This window comes from Sinorhizobium sp. RAC02 (assembly GCF_001713395.1).
Taxonomy (GTDB): Bacteria; Pseudomonadota; Alphaproteobacteria; order Rhizobiales; family Rhizobiaceae; genus Shinella.
Genome location: NZ_CP016450.1, coordinates 263,256 through 288,299, shown reverse-complemented (window position 1 = coordinate 288,299; position 25,044 = coordinate 263,256). Strand labels below are relative to the sequence as shown.

Below are 25,044 nucleotides of genomic sequence, written 5' to 3'. Positions count from 1 at the left end.
CCCACGATTGATGGCCATCATTCCCGGCGACCGTCATCGGTTTCGTTGGGAACGACTATGAGTGATTGAACAAAAACGTGCAATATTATGCGTTTTTGTCATATGCCTATGCAGACTCGGCCCATCCTCGCCCGCATCAGACAGGGCACAGGAGCCGCCTCACTTGGCTGATTTCATTTGCTATTCTGCGAAAATTGAATCTGCCTCTTCAGAGCGTCGCTCAGTGCCTGCGCGGCGATGGACAACGGAACGCCATCGGCGCGTGCTAGACCGAATTCCTGCGTGCTGCGCGGCACGAACGGGCGGTGCACCACCGGAAGGTGACGATAGAGATTCGCATAGAAGCTGCTGATGATCGTGACGCCCAGCCCATGCGCCACATAGGAACAGGCGGAACTGTTGGTGTGGGTCTCGATCTTGACCAGTTGCTTCACCCCTGCCCGCTTGAAGGCCTGGTCGAGCGCCATGCGGTTCGGCCTTTGCCGGCCGATGAGGATGAGCGGCACATTGCGCAGGTGCTTTGCGGTGACTTCCTCCAGTTCGGCGAGCGGATGCCCCTCCGGAATGACGCAGACGCTTTGGCCGCTGGCAACTCTATCGACCACGATGCCCGGCCCGACCTCCCCTTCCATGCGCAGGAAACCGAGATCGATGGTCCGCTCCTCGACGAGCTTGTTGATGGCTGTCGTCGATTCGAAGAAGGTCTCGATGCGCACGCCGGGAAAGGCACGCACATAGTCGATCAGCATGGCGGGCGCGAAATTCTCCCACATGCTGCTCGGCAGGCCGATCCGCACGGTTTCCGGCCCCGAAGCGCCGTTGCGCAGATCCTCCGCATGCCCGGACATGCGGTCGACGGCAAGCAAAACGTTCTCGGCGTCCCGCGCCAGGATCGTCGCCTCCGGCGTCGGGATCAGCCGTCCCTTGTCGCGGGCAAACAGCGTCAGCGCCAGATCGGATTCGAGCTGTGCCAACAGCCGGCTCACACCCGACTGGCTGAGCCCCATGGCCTTGGCCGTCGCAATGGTCGAACCCGTGGCGAGAAGCGTGCGCAACACTTCGAGCTGCTTGATGTTCATGAGGCCGGCACCTTTGACGGGTGAGAGTTGATCACGATCCATGGACAAGGCTCGACCGGAAGGGTCGGCCACCCAGGTGAGCGCGGACTTGCTGGTTACGGATGAAGCAATGAAGCGCGGCGCGTCAAGATTCGTCTTGCATCAGCGCGATCAAACAGGCCGCGTTCGGGTCGAGGCCGGTCGTCACGGCGGCACATCGCATGCGCTGCGCAGAAAGCGCCGGCATAGCCTTGCCCCGCCAACTCTTTGATCGTATTTCCTCTTTCCGGCGGAGTGAACCGGAGGATTTCAGGACATGGCAGGACGGCTGCTTTCGATCGGCGAGTGCATGGTGGAACTGATGCAGGCCGAAGGCGGCCTGCTGCGCAAGGGTTTTGCCGGTGACACCTTCAATACCGCCTACTATGCCCGCCAATACCTGCCGTCGGACTGGAGCGTCGACTACGTCTCCGCCGTCGGAAAGGACATGATTTCCGACGAAATGCTCGCCTTCATGGAAGCGCATGGCATCGGCACCGGCCATGTCGCCCGCATCGAGGGCCGTTCGCCCGGCCTCTACATGATCCACCTGAAGGATGGCGAGCGCAGTTTCTCCTACTGGCGCTCCGTCTCCGCGGCAAAGCTGCTGGCCCACGACGGCGACCGGCTGCGCACTGCCATCGAAGCCTCCGACATCGTCGTCTTCTCCGGCATCACCCTGGCAATCGTGCAGCCGGAGGATCTCGACACGCTGCTCGCGGAGCTTCGCCGCGCCAAGGCCTCGGGCAAGCGCATCGTCTTCGATCCGAATATCCGCCCACGCCTCTGGGACGATACCGAACGCATGCGCGCCACCATCACCGAAGGCGCGCGCGCCGCAACGCTGGTCATGCCCAGCCTCGACGACGAGACGACCCATTTCGGCGATGCCTCGCTGGAGGAAACGCTTGTCCGCTACCGGACCCTCGGCGTTGAAAACCTGGTCGTGAAGGATGGTGACAAGGGCGCAACGCTCGTCTTCGGCGCCGAACGCAGCCATGTGCCGTCTGCCGAGGTCAGGACGATTGTCGACACCACGAGCGCCGGCGACAGTTTCAACGGTGCCTTCCTGGCCCGCCTCGCTACCGGTGCGAGCCCGCAGGAGGCGGCACGCTTCGCTGCCGAAGCCGCCGCCGCCGTCATCCAGCATCACGGCGCGCTGGTCCCCAAGGACAAGCTGCCGAAAGACTGATCGAAAGGGCTGCGCTCAGCGCCGCTTCTTCGCCTTAGAGGCGAACGGGTTATCCGCCGCCTTGAAGTGGATGCGGATCGGCACGCCCGGCAGGTTGAAGTCGGCGCGCAGGCCATTCGTCAGATAGCGGATATAGGATTCCGGCAGCGCATCGGGGCGCGTGCACGAAATCATGAAGCCCGGCGGGCGGGCCTTCACCTGCGTCATGTATTTCAGCTTCAGGCGGCGGCCCGAAACGGCCGGTGGTGGATGCTGCGTCTGCTGTGCATCGAGCCAACGGTTGAGCTTGGCTGTCGAGATGCGGCGGTTCCAGGTGCGGTCCGTCTCGATGACGGCCTGCATCAGCTTGTCGAGGCCGCGGCCCGTCTGGCCGGACACCGGCACGGCGCGAATGCCGCGCGCCTGCGGCAGCAGCCGCTCGGTCTTTTCACGCAGCTCCGCAAGCACCGCCTGCGGATCGTCGATCAGATCCCACTTGTTGAAGGCGAGCACGGCCGCACGGCCTTCGCGCAGCACGAGATCGACGATCTGCAAGTCCTGCTTCTCGAAGGGAATGGTGGCGTCGAAGATGATGACCACCGTCTCGGCAAAGCGGATGGCGCGCAGACCGTCGGCGACGGAGAGCTTTTCCAGCTTCTCCTGCACCCTGGCCTTGCGCCGCATGCCGGCCGTGTCGAACATCTTGATCGTGCGGCCCTTCCAGTCCCATTCGACGGAAATCGAGTCGCGCGTGATACCGGCTTCCGGGCCGGTCAGCAGCCGGTCTTCGCCAAGGAAGCGGTTGATCAGCGTGGACTTGCCGGCATTCGGGCGACCGACGATGGCGACGCGCAGCGGCTTCGTCTCGTCATATTCCGGCTCGTAGTCGTCGTCCTTTTCCACGCCTTCGGCAGCCGCCTCGGCGCGCAGGTCGACATCGGTGACGGCTTCGTTTTCTTCGGGATAGGCGCGTTCCTCGCCGATTGCGGCAACGATCGCGTCACGCAGATCCAGCATGCCCTGACCATGTTCGGCGGAAATCCCCGTCGGCTCGCCAAGGCCGAGCGTGAAGGCATCGTAAAAGCCACCATCGGAGCCACGGGCTTCCGACTTGTTGGCGACGAGCACGACCGGCTTGCCCTTGCGGCGCAGCATGTCGGCCAGCGCCTGGTCGACGGGCGTCAGGCCCATCTTGGCATCGACGACGAAGAGCGACAGGTCCGCCTCGTCGATCGCGGCTTCCGTCTGGGCGCGCATGCGGCCCTGCAGCGTCTCGGGTGCTGCCTCTTCGAGACCGGCAGTGTCGATGATGCGGAATTTCAGGTCGATCAGGCGGGCATCGCCCGGCCGACGGTCGCGGGTGACGCCGGGCGTGTCATCGACAAGCGCGAGCTTCTTGCCCACGAGCCTGTTGAACAGGGTGGACTTGCCGACATTGGGGCGTCCGACAATGGCGACGGTGAAGCTCATGAACGTGTTCCGTTTCGGTGGTCCGGTGAATACCGGATCAGGAGGACAGCTTGCCGCTTGCGGCAATCAGGTCAAGCAGCATCTGCGCGCGGTTGGCAACGTTGCGCGGGCTTTCGCTGTCATTGATGATGGCATCGAACCATTCCTTGGCACGGGCATAGTCCTCGTGCTTGAAGGCGGAGAGGCCGAGAACTTCGCGCGCGGAATGGCGCTGTGCGCTTTGCGGGGTCGCAAGCTGCTCGGCTTCGGCCGAGACCTGCTCATACGTCCCGGTATCGACGAGCAGATAGGCGGCGCGCAGTCGGGCTGCATCGCGCAGCGCTGCCGGCACCGACGTATCCTTGGCGATCGCGGTAAACGCGTTGACCGCACCCTGTGCGTCCGTCTCGGCAAGAAGCGAGGCGGAGCGCATGCGGGCGAGCACCGGGTAGGAGCCGAAGCCATCCTTTTCCAGCGCGGTCAGCGCGGCAAGCGCCTCTTCGTTCTTGCCTTCACGGGCAAGCGTGAGCGCCGCGAGGAAGCTGTCTCCGGCGGCGGAAGCCTCGCTGTCGCGCCAGTATTCGTAGCTCACCTTGCCGATTGTGCCGAGAACGACCAGCACGGCGATGCCGATGAAGATACGGCCGAAACGCAGCCAGACCAGACGCATCCGGTCGGACCGGAGTTCGTCGTTGACCTCGCGGATAAAGCTGTCGTCCTGATTTACCATTCCCTGCCCGGCTCTTGCTGACGATTGGAGTTTGCGCCTTCTACTCCATTTTGGCCGCGTTGTAAGGGGGCAGGCGCGAAAAGCCCGGGATCAGGCGAGGATCAGCCCTGGGATCAGGGCAGCGGCGCCACGCCGATCAACCACTCGTGAAGCCAGAAGACGATGGCCCCATAGAGCGCGAGGCCGACGACGACCGAAATCAGGTCGTATTTCGCCGAGACGAAAACCGGCAGTTTTGTCTCACCGGCGGCGATGCGCTTCTTCAGCGTGATGCGCAGAATGACTGCCCAGGCAAGGATCGTCACGAACAGCAACACCGAATAGCTCTCGCCATTCGCCAGAAGATGCGCCAGCGCCCAGATCTTGATCGCGACGAGGATGGGGAACTTCATCTTCGTGCGTATATGGCCGGCCGGCAGGAAGCCGGCGACGAGACAGATCGACGCGATCAACATCAGCGTCAGCGCGATATGCGCCATGAAGGTCGGCGGGAAATAAAGCATCGTGCCGCCGTTTTCGCGCGCATTGACAAAGCCGTAGGCGATGAGCGCGAGGCTTACCAACGACAGCACGCCGTGCAGCGCCATCCAGCCCGGCTTGCCGAGTGCTGTGATGCCCGCATTGCGAAGGCCGGGCGCAAAGGGCCGCAGCAGGTGGGTGACGATGAAGAGAACGAGACCGGCGATGAGCAACGTCATGAAAAAGCCCCTTGAAGAAAAGTCGGCCCCTGGCCGTTCTCTCTGGAATAGCCTTCGCGAGATGACAATTCCAGCCCGATCAAAGGATTGCCGCATTCGGAACCGATGACAGACCCTTAGCAAATTGTCGCGGGTGCCCATCTTGTCTCAACTATCGTCTCGAATCGTCCTCCCCCTCCTCGCCGCCGGGCTCGTCTCGGGCACGGCGCTTGCCAAGGACGACGTGATCGAAACGCCGAAGCGCAAGCAGCTCGTCATCGTTTCCTTCGACGGTGCGCACGATAACCTGCTCTGGGAGAAGAGCCGCGCCATGGCCAAGCGCACCGGCGCGCACTTCACCTATTTCCTCTCCTGCACCTTCCTGTTCCCCAAGGACGAACGCGCCAACTACCAGGCGCCACACGAAAAACGCGGCCGTTCCAATGTCGGCTTTTCGCCGGACAAGGAGGACACGATCCTGCGTCTCGGCGAAATCTGGCTGGCGAAACTGGAAGGCCACGATATCGGCAGCCACGCCTGCGGCCATTTCGACGGCGGCAAGTGGAGTGCTGCGGACTGGAAAGCCGAGTTCACCTTCTTCCACGAGGCGCTGAAGAACGGCTGGCAGAATGCCGGCGTCGGCGAGCGCGAACCCGCCGACTGGCAGCGCTTCGTCGCGGAAGACATCAAGGGATTTCGCGCGCCTTACCTTTCCGCCGGCAGCGGACTGGTGAAGGCGCTGGAGGACAACGGCTTCACCTACGACGCCAGCCTCGTCTCGAAGGGACCGGCAATGCCGGTCGCCAGCGGCAAGCTCGCCCGCTTCGCGCTCCCCCTCGTTCCGGAAGGCGCATCACAACGCCCCGTCATCGCCATGGACTACAATCTCTATGTTCGCCATTCCAAGGCCAAGGAGGCCCCGGAGAAAAGCGCCACCTTCGAGGAAAGCACGCTGAAAGCCTATCGCGACGCCTTCGCCAGACAATATGACGGCGAACGCATCCCCCTCCAGCTCGGCTTCCACTTCGTCGAAATGAACGCCGGCGCCTACTGGCGCGCGCTTGACCGGTTCCTCACGGAGACCTGCGGGCAGAAGGACGTCGCCTGCGTCAGCTATGCCGAGGCGATGGGCATTCTCGCAAAAGAAAAGAGGGCGACTGGCGCCGCCCTCTGATGTCTCGTTTGGCAGTCGGCTGATCAGGCCGGCCGGCCCTCTTCTTCCATCTGAGTTTCCAGATAGCGTTGGTCGATCTCCGGCAAGGGCTCGCCCTCGATCGCCGCTTCGAAGGCCTTCAGACGTTTGTGGATCGACAGAAGTTCGACAATCGTCGACCAGTAGCTGACGAGATACTGGAAGGAATTGCTGACCTCGCCGAAGGCGGTGGCAATCTGCTGCCAGACACCCATCGTGATACGGCCTGCCGCAACGGTGGGAATAAGAATGAAGGTCAGCAACATCGCGTCCAGCTGGTTGTAGGTGAAGCGAGCGGCGTTGAAATAGCAGTAGTGCCAGTACATCCTGAAGTAGTTGCGCCGCACATTCACAAAGAGTTCGCGCACGGTCACGGGATCGGCGCGATCCGCGTGGTCCTCACCATAGACGAGCTCTTTTCGATAAGCCGCTTCCACCCGCTGGTTGCGGAACTGGAGCCCGGGAAGCTTGATGCCCGCGAATGCCAGCAACGCGGTGCCAAACAGCGACCAGCCGATGGCCAACCAGAACAAAGAATGCGGAATCGCGCCGAGGATCGGCACGTCGCCGACATATTCCGACATTTGGAAAAGCAACGGCAGAAAGACGACGAGCGTCATGATCGAATTGATAAAGACGACGCCCAGTCCTTCAAGGATGTTGGCAAAGCGCATCGTATCTTCCTGCACACGCTGCGAGGCACCCTCGATGTGACGCAGTTTCGGCCAGAGCGACATGTAGTAGTCGTTCATGGCCGTTCGCCAACGGAAGACATAGTGGTTCGTAAAGAATGCGGTGACAACGTTGACCACAACAAAAACGATACCAATTTCAAGGAAGTACCATTGCAGGCCCCAAAGCTGCCCCGCAGTGACGCTCTTGTCGCCTGAAAGACCTTTTTGGAACATGTCGAAGAATGGACCACGCCAGTTGTTGAGCGCCACCTGCAACTGCACGGCAAAATAGGCAATGAAAACGATGAAAGCGCTGCCCCAGATAGACCAGTTGGTCCAGGGATGGTCACGCGCGATGATTTTCCAGGCGAAGCCGAAAACCAGCACGAAAATGAAGAAGTAGAGATAGAACCAGAGATTGTCCGGAGAGAGGAAGAAGGCAAGCCCGAGCGGGGCTTTCTCCCCCGGGGCAAGCGGCGGCAATCCGATCGCGGCGCCAATTTGCGGTCCGACCGTATACCAGACGGCGATACAGATCGCTGTCCAGATAGCGGCGGAGGTGAAAAACAGCTTTGGCTGCGGGAAGAAGGAGTGGAACAAGGTGCGAAACTCTCGTTTGCATGGGGCAGCCGTGCTGCCGGTTCGCGCTGAAACTAAAGGAGTTTGCGCAGCGCAACAATCGCCGCAACCTTGTATTACCGAGATTTAATGGAAAGCGCGCCGCCCGCGACGGTGATGGCTGCGGCAAGCAGAAGGATGCCCGCGGCCGCGAGGCTCGGCAGCACATAGCTTCCCGTACGTGCCGCCAGGAAGCCTGCGCCGAGCGGCCCGAGGATCTGCCCCACACCGAAGGCCGCCGTCATCAGCGCCAGCACCTGCCGCGGGCTCTCGCTCGCCAGAACCCGCCCAAGCTGGAGGCCATAGGCGGTGATGACGATGAAGGTAAGGCCCAGCAGCGCGCCGCCGATCAGTGCAGAGGCCGGGAAGGGTAGCGTGACGGTGACGGCGACGCCCACCATCTCGACGAGGATCGCCGCGAGATAGGCCACCGCCACGCCGTAACGCCGCACGACCGGCTTCCACGCGACGAGGGAAATCGCCGCCGAGGCGCCGGTGACGAGCCAGATTAAACATTCGAGCAACGGGCTCTCCGCCCCCTCCCGCGCAATGGCGACGATGAAGGTGGCGGTCACGACATAGCCGATGCCGAAGAGACCGTAGCTCAGTGTCAGCGCGACGAGCGGCCGGGTCCAGACAATGGGCAGCTCGCGCAACCCCGAGGCACCGCCTTCGGGTCGCGGCAGCAGAACCATGACGGCGGCAAGACCGATGGCGCCGAGCGCGGCCCCGGCAAGCCAGTCCGCGCGCCAGGCGGCGATGGCCGGGAACTGGACGAGCGACAGCAGGTAGACGAGAACGGCCGACACCGCGATGCCCAGGCCGACGCCGGAAAAATGCGCCATCTGCACGCGCGCATCCTGATGCCGGAGCCCGATCGAAAGCACGATGCCGGAGGTGAAAATCATGGCAAAGGCACTGGCAAGCCCCGCGAGGAACCGCACGACGGAGAGTGCCGCAACGTCGGAAATCAGAGCCATCACGAGAAGCAGCAGCACCGTCGAAACCAGCGCACCGATCGCCAGTCGCCGCTCCAGACCCGCCGCCCAGCCATAGGCGGCCAGAACCGCGCCGAGCAGGTAGCCCGCAAAATTCGCCGCCGCGATGATGCCGGCGTCTGCAGCGTTGAGCCCGAGGCCGGCCATCATGCCGGGCAGCACCGGCGTATAGAAGAAGCGGCCGAGCCCCATAGCCACGGCCATGGCGATAGCACCGGCGATGGCCGCCCGGACGGGCTCGCGCGACAGGGCGGGAATGCGTTGCATCATGCCGCGACCATCGCACTGCAACATAGCTCCGACAAACAAGATTAATTGATCGTCGGATCAGCGCCGGTGAAGGTTCATCCGGGCAGTGTCACCACGAGCGGTCCGTTCCGTGTCGCCACGACCGTGTGCTCGAACTGCACCGTCGGTGCGCGCGGATCGCTGTAGAGCGTCCACTCGTCATTTTTGCCGCTTTCCGCCCAGTTGGCGCCGAGCGACAGGAACGGCTCGACGGTGAAGACGAGGCCGTCCGTCATGCGGCGCTTTTCCTGCGGGTCCGGCCAGGTGGCGATTTCCGTCGGCTCCTCGTGCAGAGAGCGACCGACGCCATGGCTCGCGAGGTTGGCGATCAGCGTGTAACGGTTCTTGCGCGCGAATTCACCGATGGCATTGCCGACCTGCGCCAGCGGCTTGCCGGCCTTGACCTCCTTGAGGCCGACCCAGAGCGCCCGCTTGCCATCCCGGCACAGCCGCTCCACCGCCGGCGTCGAGCGCCCGACGGTGAAGGACGCGCCGGTATCGGCGAAATAGCCGTCGAGTTCGGCGGAAACGTCGATATTAACGAGATCGCCGTCCTTGATCACCCGGTCGCCCGGAATGCCGTGCGCCACCTCCTCGTTGACGCTGATGCAGGTCGCACCCGGAAAGGCGTAGCAGCTTTCCGGCGCCGAACGTGCACCCGCCTCCTCCAGCATTCGCCGGCCGATCAGGTCCAGTTCGGCCGTGGTCATGCCCGGCCGGATGGAGGTCGACATGTGCTGGAGCACATTGGCGCAGATCCGGCCGATCGCCTTCAGGCCGTTGAGGTCATCGTCATTCTCGAGGGTCATCGCATCTCTCTTTCGCGGGCGTGTCTATCACGCCCGCGCGCTGCTGTCAGGCGGAAGCAACCACTGCGTCCTTCTGTTCCGCCGCCAGCATTTCGCGCACCAGGGGCGCAACCTTGGTGCCGTAAAGCTCGATGCCGCGCAGGATCTGGTCATGCGGCATCAACCCGATCGCCATCTGCAGCAGGAAGCGATCGTTGCGGAAAATCCGCTGATGGTCGACGATCTTCTTCGCCACCGTCTCCGGATCGCCGAGGAAGAGATGGCCGGTCGGACCGATCGACTGGTCGAACTGCGCCCGGCTCGTCGGCCCCCAGCCGCGCTCGCGGCCGATGCGGTTCATCACCTCGGCCTGCGGCCCGTAGAAGGCGTCTGCCGCCGCCTGCGTGCTGTCCGCAATGAAGCCGTGCACGTTGATGCTGGTCTTCAATTTTGCCTCGTCCTGCCCCGCCCGGCGTGCCGCCTCGCGGTAGAGATCGAACAACGGTGCATAGCGCGACGGCGTGCCGCCGATGATGGCAAGCGCCAGCGGCAGGCCATAGGCGCCCGCGCGCGCCACCGATTGCGGCGTGCCGCCAACGGCAATCCAGATCGGCAGCCTGCCATGCGCCGGGCGCGGATAGACGCCAAGCCCTGCCAGCGGCGGCCGCATCACGCCGGTCCACGAGACCTTCTCGCTCTCGTTCAGCGCAAGCAGCAGATCGAGTTTTTCCTCGAAAAGCTGGTCGTAATCATCGAGCGCATAGCCGAAGAGCGGGAAGGATTCGATGAACGAGCCCCGCCCCGCCATGATCTCGGCCCGGCCACCGGAAATGAGATCGACGGTGGAATATTGCTGGAAGACCCGCACCGGATCGTCCGACGACAGCACCGTCACCGCACTCGTGAGCCGGATGTTTTTCGTGCGCGCCGCGGCAGCCGCCAGCACCACGGCCGGCGCCGAGGCGGCATAGTCCGCTCGGTGATGTTCACCAAGCCCGAAGACATCGAGCCCGACCTGATCGGCAAGTTCGATCTCTTCGAGGAGGTTTTTCAGCCGTCGCTCCCCTTCCCGCCCCTTGTCGGCGGCATTGGGATCGACATCGGCAAATGTATAGAGGCCAAGTTCCATGGGATGTTCCAGAAGAGAGAGATTTTCCCAGAGATATGGCCGGCAGTGGCAGGTTGAAAGGGCAGATCGGGAAACAGTGTGTTTACAGGGCGATCGCGGCCGAACGAAAACGGAGCGGTTTTCCGCCCCGCTCGTCACCTCAAAGCTTGGAGGCAACCTCTTCGAGCTGGCCTGCCACCTGGCCCCAGCCCTCGTGGAACCCCATCTTCTCGTGCGCCTCGCAATCCTCGACAGTCCAGTGGCGGGCGATCGCGGTGTAGCGGGTCTTTCCGTTGCCGAGATCATCGAAGAGGATTTCGGCGCTGAAGAAGGCCTTTTCGGTCGGCTTCCAGTCCGGGCCGAAGGCATCCGTCGTGATGATGCGCCGATCCTTCTCCACCTTCAGGAACACACCCGTGCTGTCCATGTGGAAACCGTCCGGGCCGGTCATGACGGTGCGGAACTTGCCGCCGTCACGCGGCTCCATTTCGACAAGGGCAATCGCGTACGGCTTCGGCATGAACCACTCCTTCAGGATTTCCGGCGTCGTCCAGGCCTTGAAGAGCTGGGCGGGCGTGGCGTTCAGCACGCGGGTCAGCACCAGTTCGCGGTTGTTGGTGGGCTTGATTTCGGCGGTGTCGGTCATGTCTGTCTCCTCGGTGGAATATGATTGGTCGGTTCGTATCAAGGACGCCCGGCAAGCGGCCAACCCGACATCGAAAGCCGATTATTTTTCGGCGGCAGCCATCTCGCGCTGCACGCTGTCGAGATGCTGGCGGATATGCGCCGCTTCCGCCGAGGTTGTGGCAAGCGCGATGGCGCGGTCGAAGGCCTCGTGGGCCTCGCGGTAGCGGCCAAGCTGTTTCAGCAGGCCGCCGCGCAGGCCGTGAAAATAGAAGTAGCCGTTGAGTTTGTCCGCCAGCGGCTCGATGAGCGCCAGCGCCGCCTCCGGCCCTTCGCGTTTCGAAACTGCAACGGCCCGATTGAGCCGCACCACCGGCGACGGCTGAAGGCGCTCCAGCGTCTGGTAGAGCAGGTCGATCTGCAGCCAGTCCGTCTCCGCCGCCGTCGCGGCGCGCGCATGCAGGGCTGCGATCGCCGCCTGTATCTGGAAGGCGCCGGGCTTGCGATGCCGGATCGCCTTGTCGATCAGCACCAGCGCCTCGTCGATCAGCCCGCGATCCCAGAGCGCACGGTCCTGGTCCTCCAAGAGAACGATCTGGCCGTCCTTGTCGAAGCGGGCGTCAAGCCGCGAATGCTGGATGAGGATGAGCGCCGTCAGCCCCATGATCTCCGGCTCGGAGGGAAAGAGTTTTAGCAGCAATCGGCAAAGCCGGATCGCCTCCGCACAGAAGGGCGCATCCGCCCTCTCCGGCACGCCGGCCGAATAGCCTTCGTTGAAGACGAGATAGATCATCGCCGCGACGATGCCGAGCCGTTCGGCGCGCGCCACGGCATCCGGCGTCTCGAAGGGAATGCCGGCGGCTGCCACCTTCCCCTTCGCCCGGGTGATGCGCTGCTCCATCGCCGCTTCCGAAACGAGGAACGCCTTGGCGATCTGCTTGACTGTAAGGCCGGAAACGATGCGCAACGCCAGTGCAATCTGCTGTGTGGCCGGCAGGTCCGGATGGCAGCAGACGAACAGCAACCGCAAGATATCATCTCGGTAATGCGCGCCGTCCAGCCGGTCGGCGAGATCGCTTTCCGTATCCTCCAGATCGGACAGCACCTCCTCGGGCGGAAGCGGCTGGTGTTTGGCGCGCTTCCTCACCTGGTCGATGCCGCTGTTGCGGCCGACGAAGATCAGCCATGCTGCCGGATCGCGCGGCGGGCCCTTGTCGGGCCAGGTCTTCAGCGCACGAAGGCAGGCCTCCTGAAAGGCCTCCTCCGCGAGGTCGAGGTTGCGGAAGTAGCGCAGAAGCGCCCCCATGGCCTGCGGCCGAGCCGAAGTCAGTGCCAGATCGATCCAGGCAAGCTCTGTCATGTTATCGGTACCCCCGGATTGAAGAACTGCAGCGGCCGGATTTCATAAGTCCCATTGGCCGGATTGGCGGCGGAAAGTTCGCGGGCGAAGGTGATCGCCTCCTCCAGCGTTTCCGCCTGCAGGACGAAGAAGCCGAGGAACTGTTCCTTGGTTTCGGCAAAGGGCCCGTCCATGACGATATCGTCCGTGGCACCCTTGCGCACGGTCACGGCCGCCGTCGTCGGCATCAGCCGCGCCACGGGACCCAGCTTGCCAGCCTCGGCATATTTCTGGTTGACCGCGCCGAGATCGGCCATGACCTTGTCGTCCAGCTCCTTAGACCAGGCGCTGACTTCACTTTCGCTATCGTAACAAAGAACGGCATACAGCATGGGGAACTCCCGTTGGTTGAAAGACGTAGGAGTAGCGTCTCAGCCGACAGGGTGCACCGGAATATTTTTGATGATCGGCAGAAACAGCCGGCAGCGCCGGCCATCAGCCCGGCTTGTCTCAGTCTGCGCGACGGAGCAGGAAATATCTTAATTCCGGAATGTTAGGAAAGGTCGAAACGGAGGCCCCTCCCATGACGATGGACAGCGAGCGCGCAAGGCTCATCGAGGCGTTCCGCGCGTGGAAATCCGAGATATTCGCTCTCACCCGGGAGATCGTCGCGCAACGCGCCTTTTCGAACGGCAAGGACGAGCTTGCAGCAATCCTGAAAGATCTGCCCGTCAGAAATTTCGATCCGGTTCTCGACCTTCGCATCAGCGACGAGGCAGGCGAGATCCCGCGGACAACCAATGCAGCCTTTCGCCACGCCGGCTACCAGCCGGGAATGCCCGAGACCTTCACCGGTCTTGGCTTTGACCTCTCCGCGCACGAGCGCGCCGTCGATGCGGCGGGGCGTTTCCACCAGGGTGTCGAGGTCAGCCTCTACAACCGTGGGGTCTATGATTTCCTGGCGAAGACCGATGCCGAGATCGCGGATGAGTGCAACGCGGTCGGTAGCGCATGGCAGGGCGCGTTCGATACAATCGAATCCGCCCCGATCGACGGCATGCACGACGTGCTGGCACTGGCGGCGACAATCCCGCGCGGCGACCACTACCATTATGGCTTTGTGACCGAGGTTACGCCGACAGGCACAAGCACAGCCGCCCACGAACCGCTGGCCTATGCGGAGGTGGTTTTCAACGCGCTGATCGCCGTCGAGTTTCACCGCTTCATGCGCGACTGCCTGGCGAACCTCGACCTGCCGCACAGCATGGTCGTGATCGTCGCGGAACACGACCTTATCTACGTGCCGCACACCCATTATCGCTTGCCAGGATCGGCAGCACGCGAACGCTCACCGACGCCGCCATCGATCCGGCAGGTCGCCTCCAACCCGGGAAAAACCGCTGTCTTCGGGCGTCGCCCCCAAAGACCATGACGGTGGCTGCCGGCGCGGATCAGAGCTTGAACACGTCGTCACGCCAGAAGACGATAACGTAGCCGCCAGCCGGTTCGGCCTTGCGAGCCCATCGATGCAATTGCGCGTGATACGGCTCGCTTCGCCAGATGTCGGGGTGGTCAGGATCGACAAGCACTGTAATCTGCGGCCCCTGCCGGTAGATCATCATATGCGAGCGGGATGGCGCCCATGCCTCGTCTAGCGCCTCATCGGTCATCCACAGACAGAGGAAATCCCGGCAGACCGAAGGCCGATCCGCATAGATCGAGCAGCCCTTGTCCGCGATGCAATGCCGACACCAGACATTCGCGGGCTTCTCGAAAAGATCAATGTCCGGCAGCCGGCAACAGAGCGTGCAGGTGCCGCAGGATCGGCCGGGGACGATGGTCGGAGATGGGTACATGCCCCAACCGATAGCACCTGAAAGCGACGCACTGAAGAGCGGTCAACTACTTGAGGCAACAGCCACAAATTGACTCTTGCCGAAGTAGAAAACTTCTCGTAGGAGATTGCACGCATTTGGGGAAATCGGGGATCATCGTGAGAAAAATCATTACGTCGGCACTGTGCTTGGCGGTGCTTGCCCTGTCGGGCTGCGACACGACAAAAATCGCGACCGTTGGCATCCGAACGGATGCGAATGGCAAACATGCGAGCACCTATATCGTAAAGTCCTCTGGGCATGATGAAGCGGACCAAGCAGCCGTCTATGCAGCGTCAATGAACTTCAGAAGGCAGGTTAAAAAGCCGCGCAAGAATCATCGCTACGTCATGCCGGTCCATGTCCACCATGTGCCCGAGCCCATGATGAAAAACGACGAGAAGACCAAGTAGGAAAGTCGTTCAATTGTCGGTGCAGATGGCATTGGGGGCGCTCATTGCAACGGCAGAGAATACTTGAGTTCCCCTACTCCGCGCTCAACGTCCGCCGCACCGCGTCCTTCCAACCCCTGATCTTCACCGCTCGTGTCTTCTCGTCCATCTTCGGCTCAAAACGCGTATCGCGTGCCCAGGATTTAGCGAAACCCTTGCGGTTCGGCCAGACACCGGCGCGCTGGCCGGCAAGCCAGGCGGCACCGAGCGCCGTCGTCTCCAGGATGGTCGGGCGGTCGACGGGGGCGTCGAGAATGTCGGCGAGGCGCTGCATGGTCCAGTCGGAGGCGACCATGCCACCGTCGACGCGCAGCACCGTTTCCTTGCCGTTGGCTTTCCAGTCCTTGTGCATGGCGTCCAGCAGGTCGCGCGTCTGGTAGCAGACGGCCTCAAGGGCTGCGCGGGCGAATTCCGCCGGTCCTGTGTTGCGCGTCATGCCGTAGATGGCGGCACGGGCGTCCGGGTCCCAGTGCGGCGCGCCCAACCCGGTGAAGGCGGGCACGAGGTAGACGTTCTGCGTCGGGTCGGCTTGCGCCGCGAGGTCACCGGTGTCGGGTGCGGCCTTGATGACCTTCAGCCCGTCGCGCAGCCATTGTACGGCCGCACCCGCGATGAAGATCGAGCCTTCCAGCGCATAGGTCGTCTCGCCGTCGAGGCGGTAGGCAATGGTAGTGAGCAGCCGGTTTTTCGAACGCACCATGTCCGGACCGGTGTTGAGCAGCGCAAAGCAGCCAGTGCCGTAGGTGGATTTCATCATGCCCGGCTCGAAGCAGGCCTGGCCGATGGTCGCGGCCTGCTGGTCGCCGGCAACGCCGAGGATCGGGATTTCCGCGCCGAACAGCGCCTTCTCCGTCACGCCGAAGTCGGCCGCGCAGTCCAGCACTTCGGGCAGCATGGCCTTCGGCACGCGCAGGATGTCCAACAATTCGTTGTCCCAGTCGTTCGCCGCGATGTTGTACATCAGCGTGCGGCTGGCATTGGTGGCGTCGGTGACATGCGACTTGCCGCCCGTCAGCCGCCAGATCAGGAACGTGTCGATCGTGCCGAAGCAGAGGTCGCCCTTGGCACCCCGTGCACGCGCGCCCTTCACGTTGGAGAGCATCCAGGACAGTTTCGTGCCGGAAAAATAAGGGTCGAGCAGCAGGCCGGTCTTCTTGGTGAAGGTCTTTTCGAGATCCTGCTTCTTCAGCTTCTCGCAATAGGAGGCCGTGCGGCGGTCCTGCCAGACGATGGCATTGTGGATCGGCTTGCCGCTTTCGCGCTCCCAGACGACGACCGTCTCGCGCTGGTTGGTGATACCGATGGCGGAAATATCCGACGCCTTGAGATCGGCCTTCTTCAGCGCGGCCTTGACCGCCCAGACGACGCTGTCCCAGATTTCCTCCGGATCATGCTCGACCCAGCCGGATTGCGGAAAGTGCTGCGTGAATTCCTTCTGGCCGGAACCGACGACCTTCTGGTTGCCGTCGAAGACGATCGCCCGGCTCGATGTCGTGCCTTGATCGATCGCGAGAACATATCCGCCCATGCTTTCCTCCCAGCTGAAGGCCGCTCCCAGGCCCTTCGGAATCTTCAATACGACATCAAAACGAATGTCAAAGGAAAATAAAACGCAAGCCGCGCTCTGCCCTCACCGCCACTCTACCGCGCGGAAAACGCAATTGTCATCGCTCGAGTTTTAGGCGTAGGCTACCGCAAAGCAGCATATCGGAGATGAAAAACATGAAGAGTGTCGTCGTAACCGGTTCCACCAGCGGCATCGGCCTCGCCATCGCCACGGCCTTTGCGGAAGGCAACGCCAATGTCGTCATCAACGGTTTTGGCCCGGCGGACGAGATCGAGGCGACCCGCACCAAGCTCGACAGCCTCGGCAAGGGCCGCGTCATCTATCATCCGGCCGACATGACCAAGCCGCACGAGATCGCCGACCTCATCCAGACGGCAGTGGAAGAGTTCGACGGCGTCGACATCCTCGTCAACAATGCCGGCATCCAGCATGTCGAAAAGATCGAGGACTTTCCGGTCGAGAAGTGGGACCAGATCATTGCGATCAATCTGTCCAGCTCGTTCCACACCATCCGCGCCGCCATTCCGCACATGAAGCGCAAGGGCTGGGGGCGCATCATCAATGTCGCCTCTGCCCACGGCCTCGTCGCCTCACCGTTCAAATCCGCCTATGTGGCGGCCAAGCACGGCATTCTGGGACTGACGAAAACGGTCGCGCTGGAAATCGCCGAAGACCACATCACAGCCAATGCCATCTGCCCCGGCTATGTGCTGACACCGCTCGTCGAAAAGCAGATCCCCGACACGGCCAAGGCGCGCGGCATCAGCGAAGCGCAGGTGAAGTCCGACGTCATGCTGAAATTCCAGCCGACCAAGGAGTTCGTCGGTGTCGACGAGGTGGCGGCCATCGCCCTGTTCCTCGCCAGCGATGCGGCAAAATCGATCAACGGCACCCACATCTCCGTCGATGGCGGCTGGACCGCTCAATAGAGGATGACCGAACACCGTCTTCCGCGCCTTCAACGGGTCGACGGGTCCGGCCTTCAAGGCCTCCGGGGCCTGTCTAGTTCCAATCACTTGCTGATGGACCCGGACGGCTCGCGGCCCAAAAAGAAGAGCAAAAATGAACTTTCTGCAGGATAGTCTCGAGGGCTTTCTCGCCCGGGAACACCGTGTCGTCATCGTCGATGTTACCGCCGTCAAAGGCTCCGCGCCGCGCGACGAAGGCACGTTCATGCTGGTGGGGCCGACCGAAATCCACGGCACGATCGGCGGCGGGCAGCTTGAATATGTAGCAATCGAAAACGCGCGAAAGATGCTCGGCAGTGCCGGCGGTGAAGCGAAGCTCGACATCCCCCTCGGCCCCGATATCGGCCAATGTTGCGGCGGTCGCGTCGAACTCACCTTCACCTTCGCCGACGAGGCCGCGCGCCAGGCCCTCGACCAGCGGATCGCGACGGATGAACGGCAGAAGCCGCAGGTCTGGGTGTTCGGTGGCGGGCATGTCGGGCGCGCACTTGCCGAATCGCTGACACTGCTGCCCTTGAAGGTGTTCGTCGTCGAGACGCGCGAGAGCGAACTGGACCGCCTCACCTCCGAGGTGCATCACCGGTTGAACGCCATGCCGGAATCCCTGATCGCCGATATCCCGGCCGGCTCGGCCGTGGTCATCGTCACCCATGACCACGCACTCGATTTCCTGATCGCCCGCGAAGCGCTCGCCCGCACCGACCTCGCCTATATCGGCATGGTCGGTTCGAAGTCGAAGCGCGGCACCTTCCTCCACTATCTCGACGAACAGGGCGTGGATCGCGCGGAGGCCGAGCGGTTGGTCTTGCCGATCGGCGGCACGGCGGTCGATGACAAGCGGCCGGAAGTCATCGCCGCAATGACCGCCGCCGAAGTGCTGCTCGCCTTCGCCGCCTGGAAATCGAAAATGCTCTAGCGGCCGCGCCCCTCAAGGAACCCGAGATCGCGCTTCATGTGATCGGAAAGCTCCTGCGGGTAGAGCCGCGGGAGGCGCTGTGCCGTCCGCCGACGCAAGACGAGAGAGAGCTTATGCCAAAGGCTCGGCTCGCGAAACTGCAGGGCGTCCGCCGGCCCGTGATCGGTAATGCATGTCATGGCGAAACCTCAAAAACTCATTTCCATTGCTTGCAGGGTGCGCCGAAAGGTGATGGAACTCCAATCGAACCTTCGTCTGCATGCATAAAGAGAACTCAGCCTTGAAGATGTCGCGCAACTTCCCGCTCAATGCGCTTCGTGTTTTCGAGGCGGCAGCCCGGCATGCGAGCTTCACCCGCGCCGGCGACGAGCTCGGCATGACGCAGACGGCCGTCAGCTACCAGATCAAGCTGCTCGAGGAGACGCTTGGCGAAACGCTGTTTCTGCGCCAGCCCCGGCAGGTCATGCTGAGCGAGGCCGGCGAGCGGCTGGCGCCCAAGGTGGCCGAAGGGCTCGCTAAACTCGCGGAGGCGGTAGCCGATCTGCGCGGCGCAACCGAACAGAAGCTGCACATCCATTCGACGCCCACCTTCGCCACGCAATGGTTGAGCCGTACACTCGGCGATTTCCAGCTCAAGCACCCGAACATCGCGGTCCGGCTTTCCACGTCGCAGGAGGTCATCGATTTCGCCCGCGAAGAGGCGGACATCTCGATCCGCTGGGGCAAGGGCGACTGGCCGGGCCTCGAATGCCACCGCGTCATGCGCATGGATTTCGCCCCCTTGCTGAGCCCGGCGCTCGCCGAAACGATCGGCGGCGTCAAGGAGCCGGCCGACCTGCTGAAACTGCCGATCATCAGTGCCCCGGACGTCTGGTGGCCCATCTGGTTCTCCGCAGCCGGAATCGACAAGCCGGGCCTCGAACGTTACCCACGCAACGAACTGGGCGTTCAGACGATCGATGCGCAAGTGGCCATGAACGGCCAGGGGGTCGCGATCCTCAACCCCGGCCATTTTCGCGTTGAGATCGCGGCCGGCCTGCTCTACCAGCCCTTCGATATCACCTGTAACGATGGCCGCGACTATTGGCTCGCCTATCCGGAGAACCGTCGCAACATTGTGAAAATCCGCGCGTTTCGCGAATGGATTCTGGCGACGATGCCGAAGGAAGCTTAAATTGGCCAGCAAGGACCCGATGAGCCTGTCGGGGGTAAGCCGCATTTGAATGGAGTGGGACATTGAGCGTTGCGTTCGTAAAGGAAGAAAGCGCCGAGGCGGCATCGGAGACCCTGCTGCCCGACCGGCCGATTTCTCCCCATCCCAATCTCGTCACGCAGGCGGGTCTGACTGCACTCGAAACGCAGCTCGCCGCGGCACGCACGGCATACGAGGCCGCAAACACGATCGAGGACGTCAACGAACGGCGGCGCCAATCGGCCGGCCCGCTGCGCGACCTGCGTTATCTCGCAGAACGCGTCCGCACGGCGCAGGTCATGGCCGAACCAACATCAAACAACACCGTCGCCTTCGGCAACACGGTGACCTTCAGCCGCGACGACGGCCGGGTACAGACCTATCGCATCGTCGGCGAAGACGAGGCCGACCCGAAGGCAGGAACGATTTCCTACGTCGCGCCGGTGGCAAGGCTGCTGATGGGCAAGGCCGTGGGCGACGTCGTGAGCATGGGCGGGCAGGAACTTGAGATTGTCTCCATAAGCTAGGAAGTACCGGCCCGGACCAACAATAGGACGTACAGATTGAAGCTAGATCGATTTGTTGCCACAAACCTTCTGCTCTCGTTGCTGCTGCCCGCCAGTGCGTTCGCCGAAGGACCCCGATGGACCGAGCAAGAATTCCAGGAAATCGTCACGCGCTTAAAGCAAAATCCCGACTCTCACGCCCGGTTAATCGCCCGTTGCATTGAAGATGGCCAATCCGAATTGAAACAGGACGGAAGACTGGGAGATGAACTTGAAAGCCTCAACTCAATCGGTGCCGAAGAGGTAGTTCAGGAGGCATGCCGCAGGTTGGTGAAAGGTATGACCGCGGGAAAAGTCACCTATGAGATGTATCGGGATTGGTCCGTAGAGGACGGAAAAACCGTGGCGTTACCTGACTGGCGTTAGCAGCGCTCTAGTCAAAAATACCCACAAAGGCCCGCCTGAAAACTGGCGAAATTCTGAACTGCCGCCTACCGTCGAAAGAGCCGTCCGCGGCGGCACTAGGGCTTGGCGTCCAATTCTGGATAGTGCCGAAACAGGTCGTTCTCATTGCTCGGAAGACGGCGATCGCTCGCAAGATAGGCACGGATTTTCGGGTGGTCGGCAACAGTTGCGCAGACCGCCTTGATATGCGGATACCGAGGAGCAAGCTCGCCCATCAATGTCGGGAAGGCGTAGATTAGGCCATCCATGATCTGGAACAGAGACAGATCCACATAGCTGAGCCGGCTGCCGACGAGATGCGCGGAGCCTTTGGGGTTTCTGGCCAGAATGCGCTCGAACCAGTCGAGGAATTTCGGAACGCGCTGCTCACGGAACTCCAGGGCACGCCGCTTTGATTCGGGCTTCTGGTCCTCGTAATATTCTCCGGCGCCGATCGGGTGGTGAACATCATGGCCTTCGAGCACGAAGTCGGCGATGGTCAACTGGATTTGATGCGTCCAGAGCCTGAGCGCCGCATCCTTGGGCGCAAGATCAAGTTTGTCGCCGAGATAAAGCAGGATCGCTGCCACCTGGCCCACGACCACATCACCGTCTCTGAGAAAGGGCGGCGCGAAGGACGGCGTCGAAACCTCGTTGCTCACCGCGGCGATGACCTGATCGCCCTCTTCCCGTGCGACATCCCGATAGGGCGCGCCGGCGGCCTCCAATGCCAGGCGGATATATTCCCCCCGTCCCTGAATGCCGGTCCAATAATAGAGTTCGTATGCCATAGCGCAGAAATACCCTTGGTCCCGAAGAGGTTCCGTTCAAAGTGAACCGGTGGATGCAAGGCGTTCGGTCCACCCTTCCCTCACCCGTAAATATTGCGCAATGTACGTGCCCAAAGACAAGACGGAAGGGACGCGCCCACATGTACGAATATGCCATCGCCTGGGAGTGGCTGACCTTTGCGGTCCGCTGGCTGCATGTCATCACCGCCATGGCCTGGATCGGCTCGTCCTTCTATTTCATCGCGCTCGACCTCGGCCTGGTGAAGCGGCCGCATCTGCCGGCCGGCGCCTATGGCGAGGAATGGCAGGTCCATGGCGGCGGGTTCTATCACATCCAGAAGTATCTCGTGGCGCCGGCCTCGATGCCCGAGCACCTGACATGGTTCAAATGGGAAAGCTACATGACGTGGCTTTCCGGCTTCGCGCTACTCTGTCTGGTCTATTACGGCGGCGCCGATCTGTTCCTGATCGACCGCAACGTGCTCGACGTCTCGACGCCGGTGGCGATCCTCATCTCGCTCGCCTCGCTGGCCGTGGGCTGGATCCTCTACGACCTGCTCTGCAAATCGCCGCTCGGCAAAAACACCTGGGGGCTGATGATCGTCCTCTATTTCATCCTCGTCGCCATGGCCTGGGGCTACACGCAGGTCTTTACCGGCCGCGCCGCCTTCCTGCATCTCGGCGCCTTCACGGCGACGATCATGTCGGCGAACGTCTTCTTCCTCATCATGCCGAACCAGCGCGTGGTCGTTGCCGACTTGATTGCAGGGCGCGTGCCGGATCCGAAATACGGCGCCATCGCCAAGCAGCGCTCCACCCACAACAACTACCTGACGTTGCCCGTCATCTTCTTCATGCTGTCGAACCACTATCCGCTGGCCTTCGCGACGGCTTTCAACTGGATCATCGCTGCCCTCGTCTTCCTGATGGGCGTGACGATCCGCCACTGGTTCAACACGACCCACGCGCGCAAGGGCAAGCCCACCTGGACCTGGCTCGTCACGGCCCTCCTCTTCCTGCTCATCATGTGGCTTTCCACCGTGCCGAAGGTATTGACCGGCGAAAGCGCCGATGCAGGCCTTGCCCCCTCGGCCCAGCGCGTCGCGGCAAACAGCCACTTCCCGGCGGTACGCGATCTCGTCTCGACGCGCTGTTCGATGTGCCATGCGGCCGAGCCGGTCTGGGAAGGCCTGCGCGCCGCGCCGAAAGACGTTGTGTTCGAAAGCGAATCCCAGATTGCCCTGCATGCCCGCGAGATCTATCTGCAGGCAGGCCGCAGCCACGCCATGCCGCCGGGCAATGTCACCGGCATGACGAAGGAAGAGCGCGCGCTCATCACCGCCTGGTTTGAAACCGCCGCAGAAGGAAGCTGACCGCCCATGACCCAAACCCTCATCCGTGGACGCCTGCTCTCCTTCCTTCGCCGGCCGGAAACGATCGACGATGCGGCAAGCTATCGCTACGAGGAGGATGGCGGACTGCTCATCGAGGACGGAAAGATCGCCGCCGTCGGTCCCTATGCCGAGATACGCGCCGCCACCCCGGACGATGTGGACGAGATCGACCACAGGCCGCACCTCATCCTGCCGGGACTCATCGATACGCACCTGCATTTCCCGCAGATGCAGGTGATCGGCTCCTATGCCGCCAACCTGCTCGAATGGCTGAACACCTACACCTTCCCGGAAGAATGCCGCTTCGTCGAAAGCGCACATGCCGCCCGCATCGCGCGTCACTTCTACGACGAGATGATCCGCCACGGCACGACGACGGCGGTCGCCTATTGCTCCGTGCACAAGGCCTCGGCCGATGCCTACTTTGCCGAAGCGCTGAAGCGCGGCATGTGCATGGTCGGCGGCAAGGTGATGATGGACCGCAACGCCCCGCAGGGCCTGCTCGACACGCCGCAGATGGGTTATGACGAGACCCGCGCGGTCATCGCCGAATGGCACGGCAAGGGCCGCAACCACGTCGCCATCACCCCGCGCTTCGCCATCACCTCGACGCCGGCGCAGATGGAAATGACGGCGGCACTGGCCCGCGAATTCCCGGACCTGCATATCCAGACGCATTTGTCCGAAAACCACGACGAGATCCGCTTCACCAGCGAACTCTATCCCGATGCGATCGACTATACGGACGTCTACGCGCAGTACGGCCTGCTCGGACCCAGAAGCCTGTTCGGCCACTGCATCCATCTCTCCGGGCGCGAGGCGGATGCGATGAGCGAGGCCGGCGCGGTGGCCGTGCATTGCCCCACCTCCAACCTCTTCCTCGGCTCCGGCCTGTTTCCGCTGAAGGCGCTCTCGCGGCGGGAAAAGCCGGTGCGCATTGGCGTCGCGACAGATATCGGCGGCGGCACGAGCTATTCCATGCTGAAGACGATGGACGAGGCTTACAAGATCCAGCAGTTGCTCGGCGAGCGGCTGAACCCTTACGACAGCTTCTATCACATGACCCTCGGCAACGCCGAAGCCCTGTCACTCGCAGACCGCATCGGCACGCTGGACGCCGGCACGGATGCCGACTTCGTCGTGCTCGACGCTGCCGCCACGCCCGCCATGGCGCTGAAGATGGAGGTCGTCCGCTCGCTCACCGACGAACTTTTCCTGCTCCAGACGATGGGGGATGATCGTGCGGTACACGAGACCTATGTGGCGGGCAAGCCGATGAAGGCTGTGCTTTAGCTCCCGCGATAGGTCGAGTAGCTGTAGGCCGAAAGCAGCAGCGGCACGTGGTAGTGGCTCGACGGATCGGCGACACCGAAGCGCAGTGGAATGCGGTCGAGGAAAGCGGGTTCGGTGACGGCGGCGCCGGTTGCCAGCAGGTAGTCGCCGGCGTGGAAGACCAGTTCGTAGATGCCGGGCATGAAGCCGACGCCCTCGACCAGCGCGCCGTCCACCCGGCCGTCACTGTTGGTCGTGACGGTCGTGATGTGCTGGCGCTCCTCGTTCTCGATCCAGTAGAGGTCGATCTTCAGGCCCACGGCGGGCTTGCCGAGTGCAGTGTCGAGAACGTGGGTCGTGAGGCGGCCGGGCTTGTTCATGGGTCCCTCTCAGGGCTGTTCGATGATGAACGGGGTGTCGAAGGCGAGCTCCTCCAGGTTGACGCCGCCACCGAGGCGATCGACGACGAGGAAGTCGCTGACGGCACCGATCGCGATCAGCGGATGGTGCCAGACATTGCGGCGGTAGTTGACCCCCTGCCGCCCGCCGGCACGAAAGACCTGCGGCCGGCCCGGCTTGCCACCCTCGTCCTCCGCCACCACGACCAGCCAGGGCCGGTCGTCGATCGGTGAAAAACTCTGGCTGCCGAAGGGGTGGCGCTCCATCATGTCGACCGCATAGGGGAAGGTGCGCGGCGCCGCGCGGAAGAGGTTGATGATAACCCGCGCATCCTCGCCGACGGCTTCGGCTTCGGCGAGCGCGTGGTAACGCTCCGTCGTGCCGCCGTTGATATAGCGCATCGACGCGGGATCGGCCTCGATCACCGTACCAAAGGGCGCAAAAGCCGCCTGGGTCAAAGGTTGGATCGTGAGTGTCTCAGCCATCGGACAGCCCTCCCGGGGAGAGGAAGGGCGG

27 protein-coding genes are annotated in these 25,044 nt (G+C 62.6%); 11 read left to right on the top strand and 16 right to left on the bottom strand.

What is annotated here, in order from left to right; translation table 11 throughout:
• Window positions 1-173 precede the first annotated feature (173 nt).
• Window positions 174-1,079, bottom strand: coding sequence for a LysR family transcriptional regulator (locus tag BSY16_RS01335; protein WP_069058006.1), 906 nt, complete (start codon window positions 1,077-1,079; stop codon window positions 174-176).
• Between the two features lie 295 nt (window positions 1,080-1,374).
• Here BSY16_RS01335 and BSY16_RS01330 point away from each other — a divergent pair, with 295 nt between their 5' ends.
• Entirely contained in the window at window positions 1,375-2,289 is a 915-nt protein-coding gene (locus BSY16_RS01330; protein ID WP_069058005.1) for a sugar kinase, read from the top strand.
• Between the two features lie 15 nt (window positions 2,290-2,304).
• Here BSY16_RS01330 and der read toward each other — a convergent pair whose 3' ends face one another.
• The 3 genes from der to BSY16_RS01315 form a co-directional block, all read right to left on the bottom strand.
• A complete protein-coding gene (gene der, locus BSY16_RS01325) occupies window positions 2,305-3,738 on the bottom strand; it encodes a ribosome biogenesis GTPase Der (protein ID WP_069058004.1) in 1,434 nt (477 codons plus the stop codon).
• A 37-nt stretch (window positions 3,739-3,775) separates the two neighbouring features.
• On the bottom strand, window positions 3,776-4,447 hold the full coding sequence (locus tag BSY16_RS01320) for a tetratricopeptide repeat protein (protein ID WP_069058003.1): 672 nt from the start codon (window positions 4,445-4,447) through the stop codon (window positions 3,776-3,778).
• Window positions 4,448-4,560: 113 nt separating this feature from the next.
• Window positions 4,561-5,145 carry an NnrU family protein gene (locus BSY16_RS01315; protein ID WP_069058002.1) on the bottom strand — a complete coding sequence of 195 codons (585 nt, stop codon included), beginning with the start codon at window positions 5,143-5,145 and terminating at the stop codon, window positions 4,561-4,563.
• Between the two features lie 124 nt (window positions 5,146-5,269).
• On the opposite strand from BSY16_RS01315, the gene BSY16_RS01310 reads away from it, so the two are divergent.
• Entirely contained in the window at window positions 5,270-6,298 is a 1,029-nt protein-coding gene (locus tag BSY16_RS01310; RefSeq protein ID WP_069058001.1) for a polysaccharide deacetylase family protein, read from the top strand.
• Between the two features lie 23 nt (window positions 6,299-6,321).
• On the opposite strand, the gene sbmA is transcribed toward BSY16_RS01310, so the two are convergent.
• The 7 genes from sbmA to BSY16_RS01275 all read right to left on the bottom strand — a co-directional run bounded on the left by sbmA (window position 6,322) and on the right by BSY16_RS01275 (window position 13,145).
• On the bottom strand, window positions 6,322-7,590 hold the full coding sequence (sbmA, locus tag BSY16_RS01305) for a peptide antibiotic transporter SbmA (protein WP_069058000.1): 1,269 nt from the start codon (window positions 7,588-7,590) through the stop codon (window positions 6,322-6,324).
• 95 nt (window positions 7,591-7,685) lie between these two features.
• Complete coding sequence (locus tag BSY16_RS01300) at window positions 7,686-8,876, bottom strand: YbfB/YjiJ family MFS transporter (protein WP_286157167.1); 1,191 nt, start codon at window positions 8,874-8,876, stop codon at window positions 7,686-7,688.
• Between the two features lie 74 nt (window positions 8,877-8,950).
• Window positions 8,951-9,703: a type I methionyl aminopeptidase gene (gene map / locus BSY16_RS01295; protein WP_069057998.1), complete on the bottom strand. Its 753-nt coding sequence runs from the start codon at window positions 9,701-9,703 to the stop codon at window positions 8,951-8,953.
• Window positions 9,704-9,749: 46 nt separating this feature from the next.
• Window positions 9,750-10,811, bottom strand: coding sequence for an LLM class flavin-dependent oxidoreductase (locus tag BSY16_RS01290; RefSeq protein ID WP_069057997.1), 1,062 nt, complete (start codon window positions 10,809-10,811; stop codon window positions 9,750-9,752).
• Window positions 10,812-10,950: 139 nt separating this feature from the next.
• Window positions 10,951-11,436 (bottom strand): SRPBCC family protein, encoded by a 486-nt coding sequence (locus BSY16_RS01285; RefSeq protein WP_069057996.1) that lies wholly within the window; start codon window positions 11,434-11,436, stop codon window positions 10,951-10,953.
• A gap of 81 nt (window positions 11,437-11,517) precedes the next feature.
• Entirely contained in the window at window positions 11,518-12,774 is a 1,257-nt protein-coding gene (locus BSY16_RS01280; RefSeq protein WP_069057995.1) for an RNA polymerase sigma factor, read from the bottom strand.
• A complete protein-coding gene (locus BSY16_RS01275; RefSeq protein ID WP_069057994.1) occupies window positions 12,771-13,145 on the bottom strand; it encodes a YciI family protein in 375 nt (124 codons plus the stop codon). The genes BSY16_RS01280 and BSY16_RS01275 overlap by 4 nt, the downstream gene beginning before the upstream one ends.
• Window positions 13,146-13,336: 191 nt before the next feature.
• Between BSY16_RS01275 and BSY16_RS01270 the strand changes: the two genes are divergently transcribed.
• A complete protein-coding gene (locus BSY16_RS01270; RefSeq protein WP_069057993.1) occupies window positions 13,337-14,185 on the top strand; it encodes a hypothetical protein in 849 nt (282 codons plus the stop codon).
• 19 nt (window positions 14,186-14,204) lie between these two features.
• Here BSY16_RS01270 and BSY16_RS01265 read toward each other — a convergent pair whose 3' ends face one another.
• Complete coding sequence (locus tag BSY16_RS01265; protein ID WP_069057992.1) at window positions 14,205-14,609, bottom strand: YkgJ family cysteine cluster protein; 405 nt, start codon at window positions 14,607-14,609, stop codon at window positions 14,205-14,207.
• A 137-nt stretch (window positions 14,610-14,746) separates the two neighbouring features.
• On the opposite strand from BSY16_RS01265, the gene BSY16_RS01260 reads away from it, so the two are divergent.
• Window positions 14,747-15,040 (top strand): energy transducer TonB family protein, encoded by a 294-nt coding sequence (locus BSY16_RS01260; RefSeq protein WP_150129842.1) that lies wholly within the window; start codon window positions 14,747-14,749, stop codon window positions 15,038-15,040.
• A gap of 73 nt (window positions 15,041-15,113) precedes the next feature.
• Here BSY16_RS01260 and glpK read toward each other — a convergent pair whose 3' ends face one another.
• Window positions 15,114-16,607 carry a glycerol kinase GlpK gene (glpK, locus tag BSY16_RS01255; protein WP_069057990.1) on the bottom strand — a complete coding sequence of 498 codons (1,494 nt, stop codon included), beginning with the start codon at window positions 16,605-16,607 and terminating at the stop codon, window positions 15,114-15,116.
• A gap of 194 nt (window positions 16,608-16,801) precedes the next feature.
• Between glpK and BSY16_RS01250 the strand changes: the two genes are divergently transcribed.
• The 5 genes from BSY16_RS01250 to BSY16_RS01225 all read left to right on the top strand — a co-directional run bounded on the left by BSY16_RS01250 (window position 16,802) and on the right by BSY16_RS01225 (window position 20,654).
• The gene (locus BSY16_RS01250) at window positions 16,802-17,575 is read left to right on the top strand and encodes a 3-hydroxybutyrate dehydrogenase (protein WP_069057989.1); all 774 of its coding nucleotides are present in this window, start codon (window positions 16,802-16,804) and stop codon (window positions 17,573-17,575) included.
• A 133-nt stretch (window positions 17,576-17,708) separates the two neighbouring features.
• The gene (gene xdhC / locus BSY16_RS01245) at window positions 17,709-18,530 is read left to right on the top strand and encodes a xanthine dehydrogenase accessory protein XdhC (RefSeq protein ID WP_069057988.1); all 822 of its coding nucleotides are present in this window, start codon (window positions 17,709-17,711) and stop codon (window positions 18,528-18,530) included.
• A gap of 259 nt (window positions 18,531-18,789) precedes the next feature.
• Complete coding sequence (locus BSY16_RS01235) at window positions 18,790-19,704, top strand: LysR substrate-binding domain-containing protein (protein WP_150129841.1); 915 nt, start codon at window positions 18,790-18,792, stop codon at window positions 19,702-19,704.
• 62 nt (window positions 19,705-19,766) lie between these two features.
• Window positions 19,767-20,249 (top strand): transcription elongation factor GreA, encoded by a 483-nt coding sequence (greA, locus tag BSY16_RS01230; RefSeq protein ID WP_069057985.1) that lies wholly within the window; start codon window positions 19,767-19,769, stop codon window positions 20,247-20,249.
• Window positions 20,250-20,285: 36 nt separating this feature from the next.
• A complete protein-coding gene (locus BSY16_RS01225) occupies window positions 20,286-20,654 on the top strand; it encodes a hypothetical protein (protein WP_069057984.1) in 369 nt (122 codons plus the stop codon).
• Between the two features lie 95 nt (window positions 20,655-20,749).
• Here BSY16_RS01225 and BSY16_RS01220 read toward each other — a convergent pair whose 3' ends face one another.
• Entirely contained in the window at window positions 20,750-21,463 is a 714-nt protein-coding gene (locus tag BSY16_RS01220) for a glutathione S-transferase (protein WP_069057983.1), read from the bottom strand.
• A 140-nt stretch (window positions 21,464-21,603) separates the two neighbouring features.
• On the opposite strand from BSY16_RS01220, the gene BSY16_RS01215 reads away from it, so the two are divergent.
• Window positions 21,604-22,836: a urate hydroxylase PuuD gene (locus BSY16_RS01215; RefSeq protein ID WP_069057982.1), complete on the top strand. Its 1,233-nt coding sequence runs from the start codon at window positions 21,604-21,606 to the stop codon at window positions 22,834-22,836.
• 6 nt (window positions 22,837-22,842) lie between these two features.
• Window positions 22,843-24,150: a guanine deaminase gene (guaD, locus tag BSY16_RS01210; protein WP_069057981.1), complete on the top strand. Its 1,308-nt coding sequence runs from the start codon at window positions 22,843-22,845 to the stop codon at window positions 24,148-24,150.
• Here the strand turns inward: guaD and uraH are convergent.
• Complete coding sequence (gene uraH, locus BSY16_RS01205; protein WP_069057980.1) at window positions 24,147-24,509, bottom strand: hydroxyisourate hydrolase; 363 nt, start codon at window positions 24,507-24,509, stop codon at window positions 24,147-24,149. The two genes, guaD and uraH, sit on opposite strands and share 4 nt — an antisense overlap.
• Before the next feature lie 9 nt (window positions 24,510-24,518).
• Window positions 24,519-25,013 (bottom strand): ureidoglycolate lyase, encoded by a 495-nt coding sequence (locus BSY16_RS01200; protein WP_069057979.1) that lies wholly within the window; start codon window positions 25,011-25,013, stop codon window positions 24,519-24,521.
• Window positions 25,014-25,044 lie beyond the last annotated feature (31 nt).

Bases quoted from the DNA above. Each gene is read 5' to 3' on its own strand.
- BSY16_RS01290 (WP_069057997.1), bottom strand. From the start codon at position 10,811: ATGGAACTTGGCCTCTATACATTTGCCGATGTCGATCCCAATGCCGCC.
- BSY16_RS01275 (WP_069057994.1), bottom strand. From the start codon at position 13,145: ATGCTGTATGCCGTTCTTTGTTACGATAGCGAAAGTGAAGTCAGCGCC.
- BSY16_RS01235 (WP_150129841.1), top strand. From the start codon at position 18,790: ATGCATAAAGAGAACTCAGCCTTGAAGATGTCGCGCAACTTCCCGCTC.
- BSY16_RS01315 (WP_069058002.1), bottom strand. From the start codon at position 5,145: ATGACGTTGCTCATCGCCGGTCTCGTTCTCTTCATCGTCACCCACCTG.
- BSY16_RS01220 (WP_069057983.1), bottom strand. From the start codon at position 21,463: ATGGCATACGAACTCTATTATTGGACCGGCATTCAGGGACGGGGGGAA.
- glpK (WP_069057990.1), bottom strand. From the start codon at position 16,607: ATGGGCGGATATGTTCTCGCGATCGATCAAGGCACGACATCGAGCCGG.
- BSY16_RS01285 (WP_069057996.1), bottom strand. From the start codon at position 11,436: ATGACCGACACCGCCGAAATCAAGCCCACCAACAACCGCGAACTGGTG.
- BSY16_RS01280 (WP_069057995.1), bottom strand. From the start codon at position 12,774: ATGACAGAGCTTGCCTGGATCGATCTGGCACTGACTTCGGCTCGGCCG.
- BSY16_RS01215 (WP_069057982.1), top strand. From the start codon at position 21,604: ATGTACGAATATGCCATCGCCTGGGAGTGGCTGACCTTTGCGGTCCGC.
- BSY16_RS01270 (WP_069057993.1), top strand. From the start codon at position 13,337: ATGACGATGGACAGCGAGCGCGCAAGGCTCATCGAGGCGTTCCGCGCG.
- guaD (WP_069057981.1), top strand. From the start codon at position 22,843: ATGACCCAAACCCTCATCCGTGGACGCCTGCTCTCCTTCCTTCGCCGG.
- BSY16_RS01335 (WP_069058006.1), bottom strand. From the start codon at position 1,079: ATGAACATCAAGCAGCTCGAAGTGTTGCGCACGCTTCTCGCCACGGGT.
- xdhC (WP_069057988.1), top strand. From the start codon at position 17,709: ATGAACTTTCTGCAGGATAGTCTCGAGGGCTTTCTCGCCCGGGAACAC.
- der (WP_069058004.1), bottom strand. From the start codon at position 3,738: ATGAGCTTCACCGTCGCCATTGTCGGACGCCCCAATGTCGGCAAGTCC.
- BSY16_RS01320 (WP_069058003.1), bottom strand. From the start codon at position 4,447: ATGGTAAATCAGGACGACAGCTTTATCCGCGAGGTCAACGACGAACTC.
- uraH (WP_069057980.1), bottom strand. From the start codon at position 24,509: ATGAACAAGCCCGGCCGCCTCACGACCCACGTTCTCGACACTGCACTC.
- BSY16_RS01200 (WP_069057979.1), bottom strand. From the start codon at position 25,013: ATGGCTGAGACACTCACGATCCAACCTTTGACCCAGGCGGCTTTTGCG.
- BSY16_RS01330 (WP_069058005.1), top strand. From the start codon at position 1,375: ATGGCAGGACGGCTGCTTTCGATCGGCGAGTGCATGGTGGAACTGATG.
- BSY16_RS01300 (WP_286157167.1), bottom strand. From the start codon at position 8,876: ATGATGCAACGCATTCCCGCCCTGTCGCGCGAGCCCGTCCGGGCGGCC.
- BSY16_RS01250 (WP_069057989.1), top strand. From the start codon at position 16,802: ATGAAGAGTGTCGTCGTAACCGGTTCCACCAGCGGCATCGGCCTCGCC.
- map (WP_069057998.1), bottom strand. From the start codon at position 9,703: ATGACCCTCGAGAATGACGATGACCTCAACGGCCTGAAGGCGATCGGC.
- BSY16_RS01265 (WP_069057992.1), bottom strand. From the start codon at position 14,609: ATGTACCCATCTCCGACCATCGTCCCCGGCCGATCCTGCGGCACCTGC.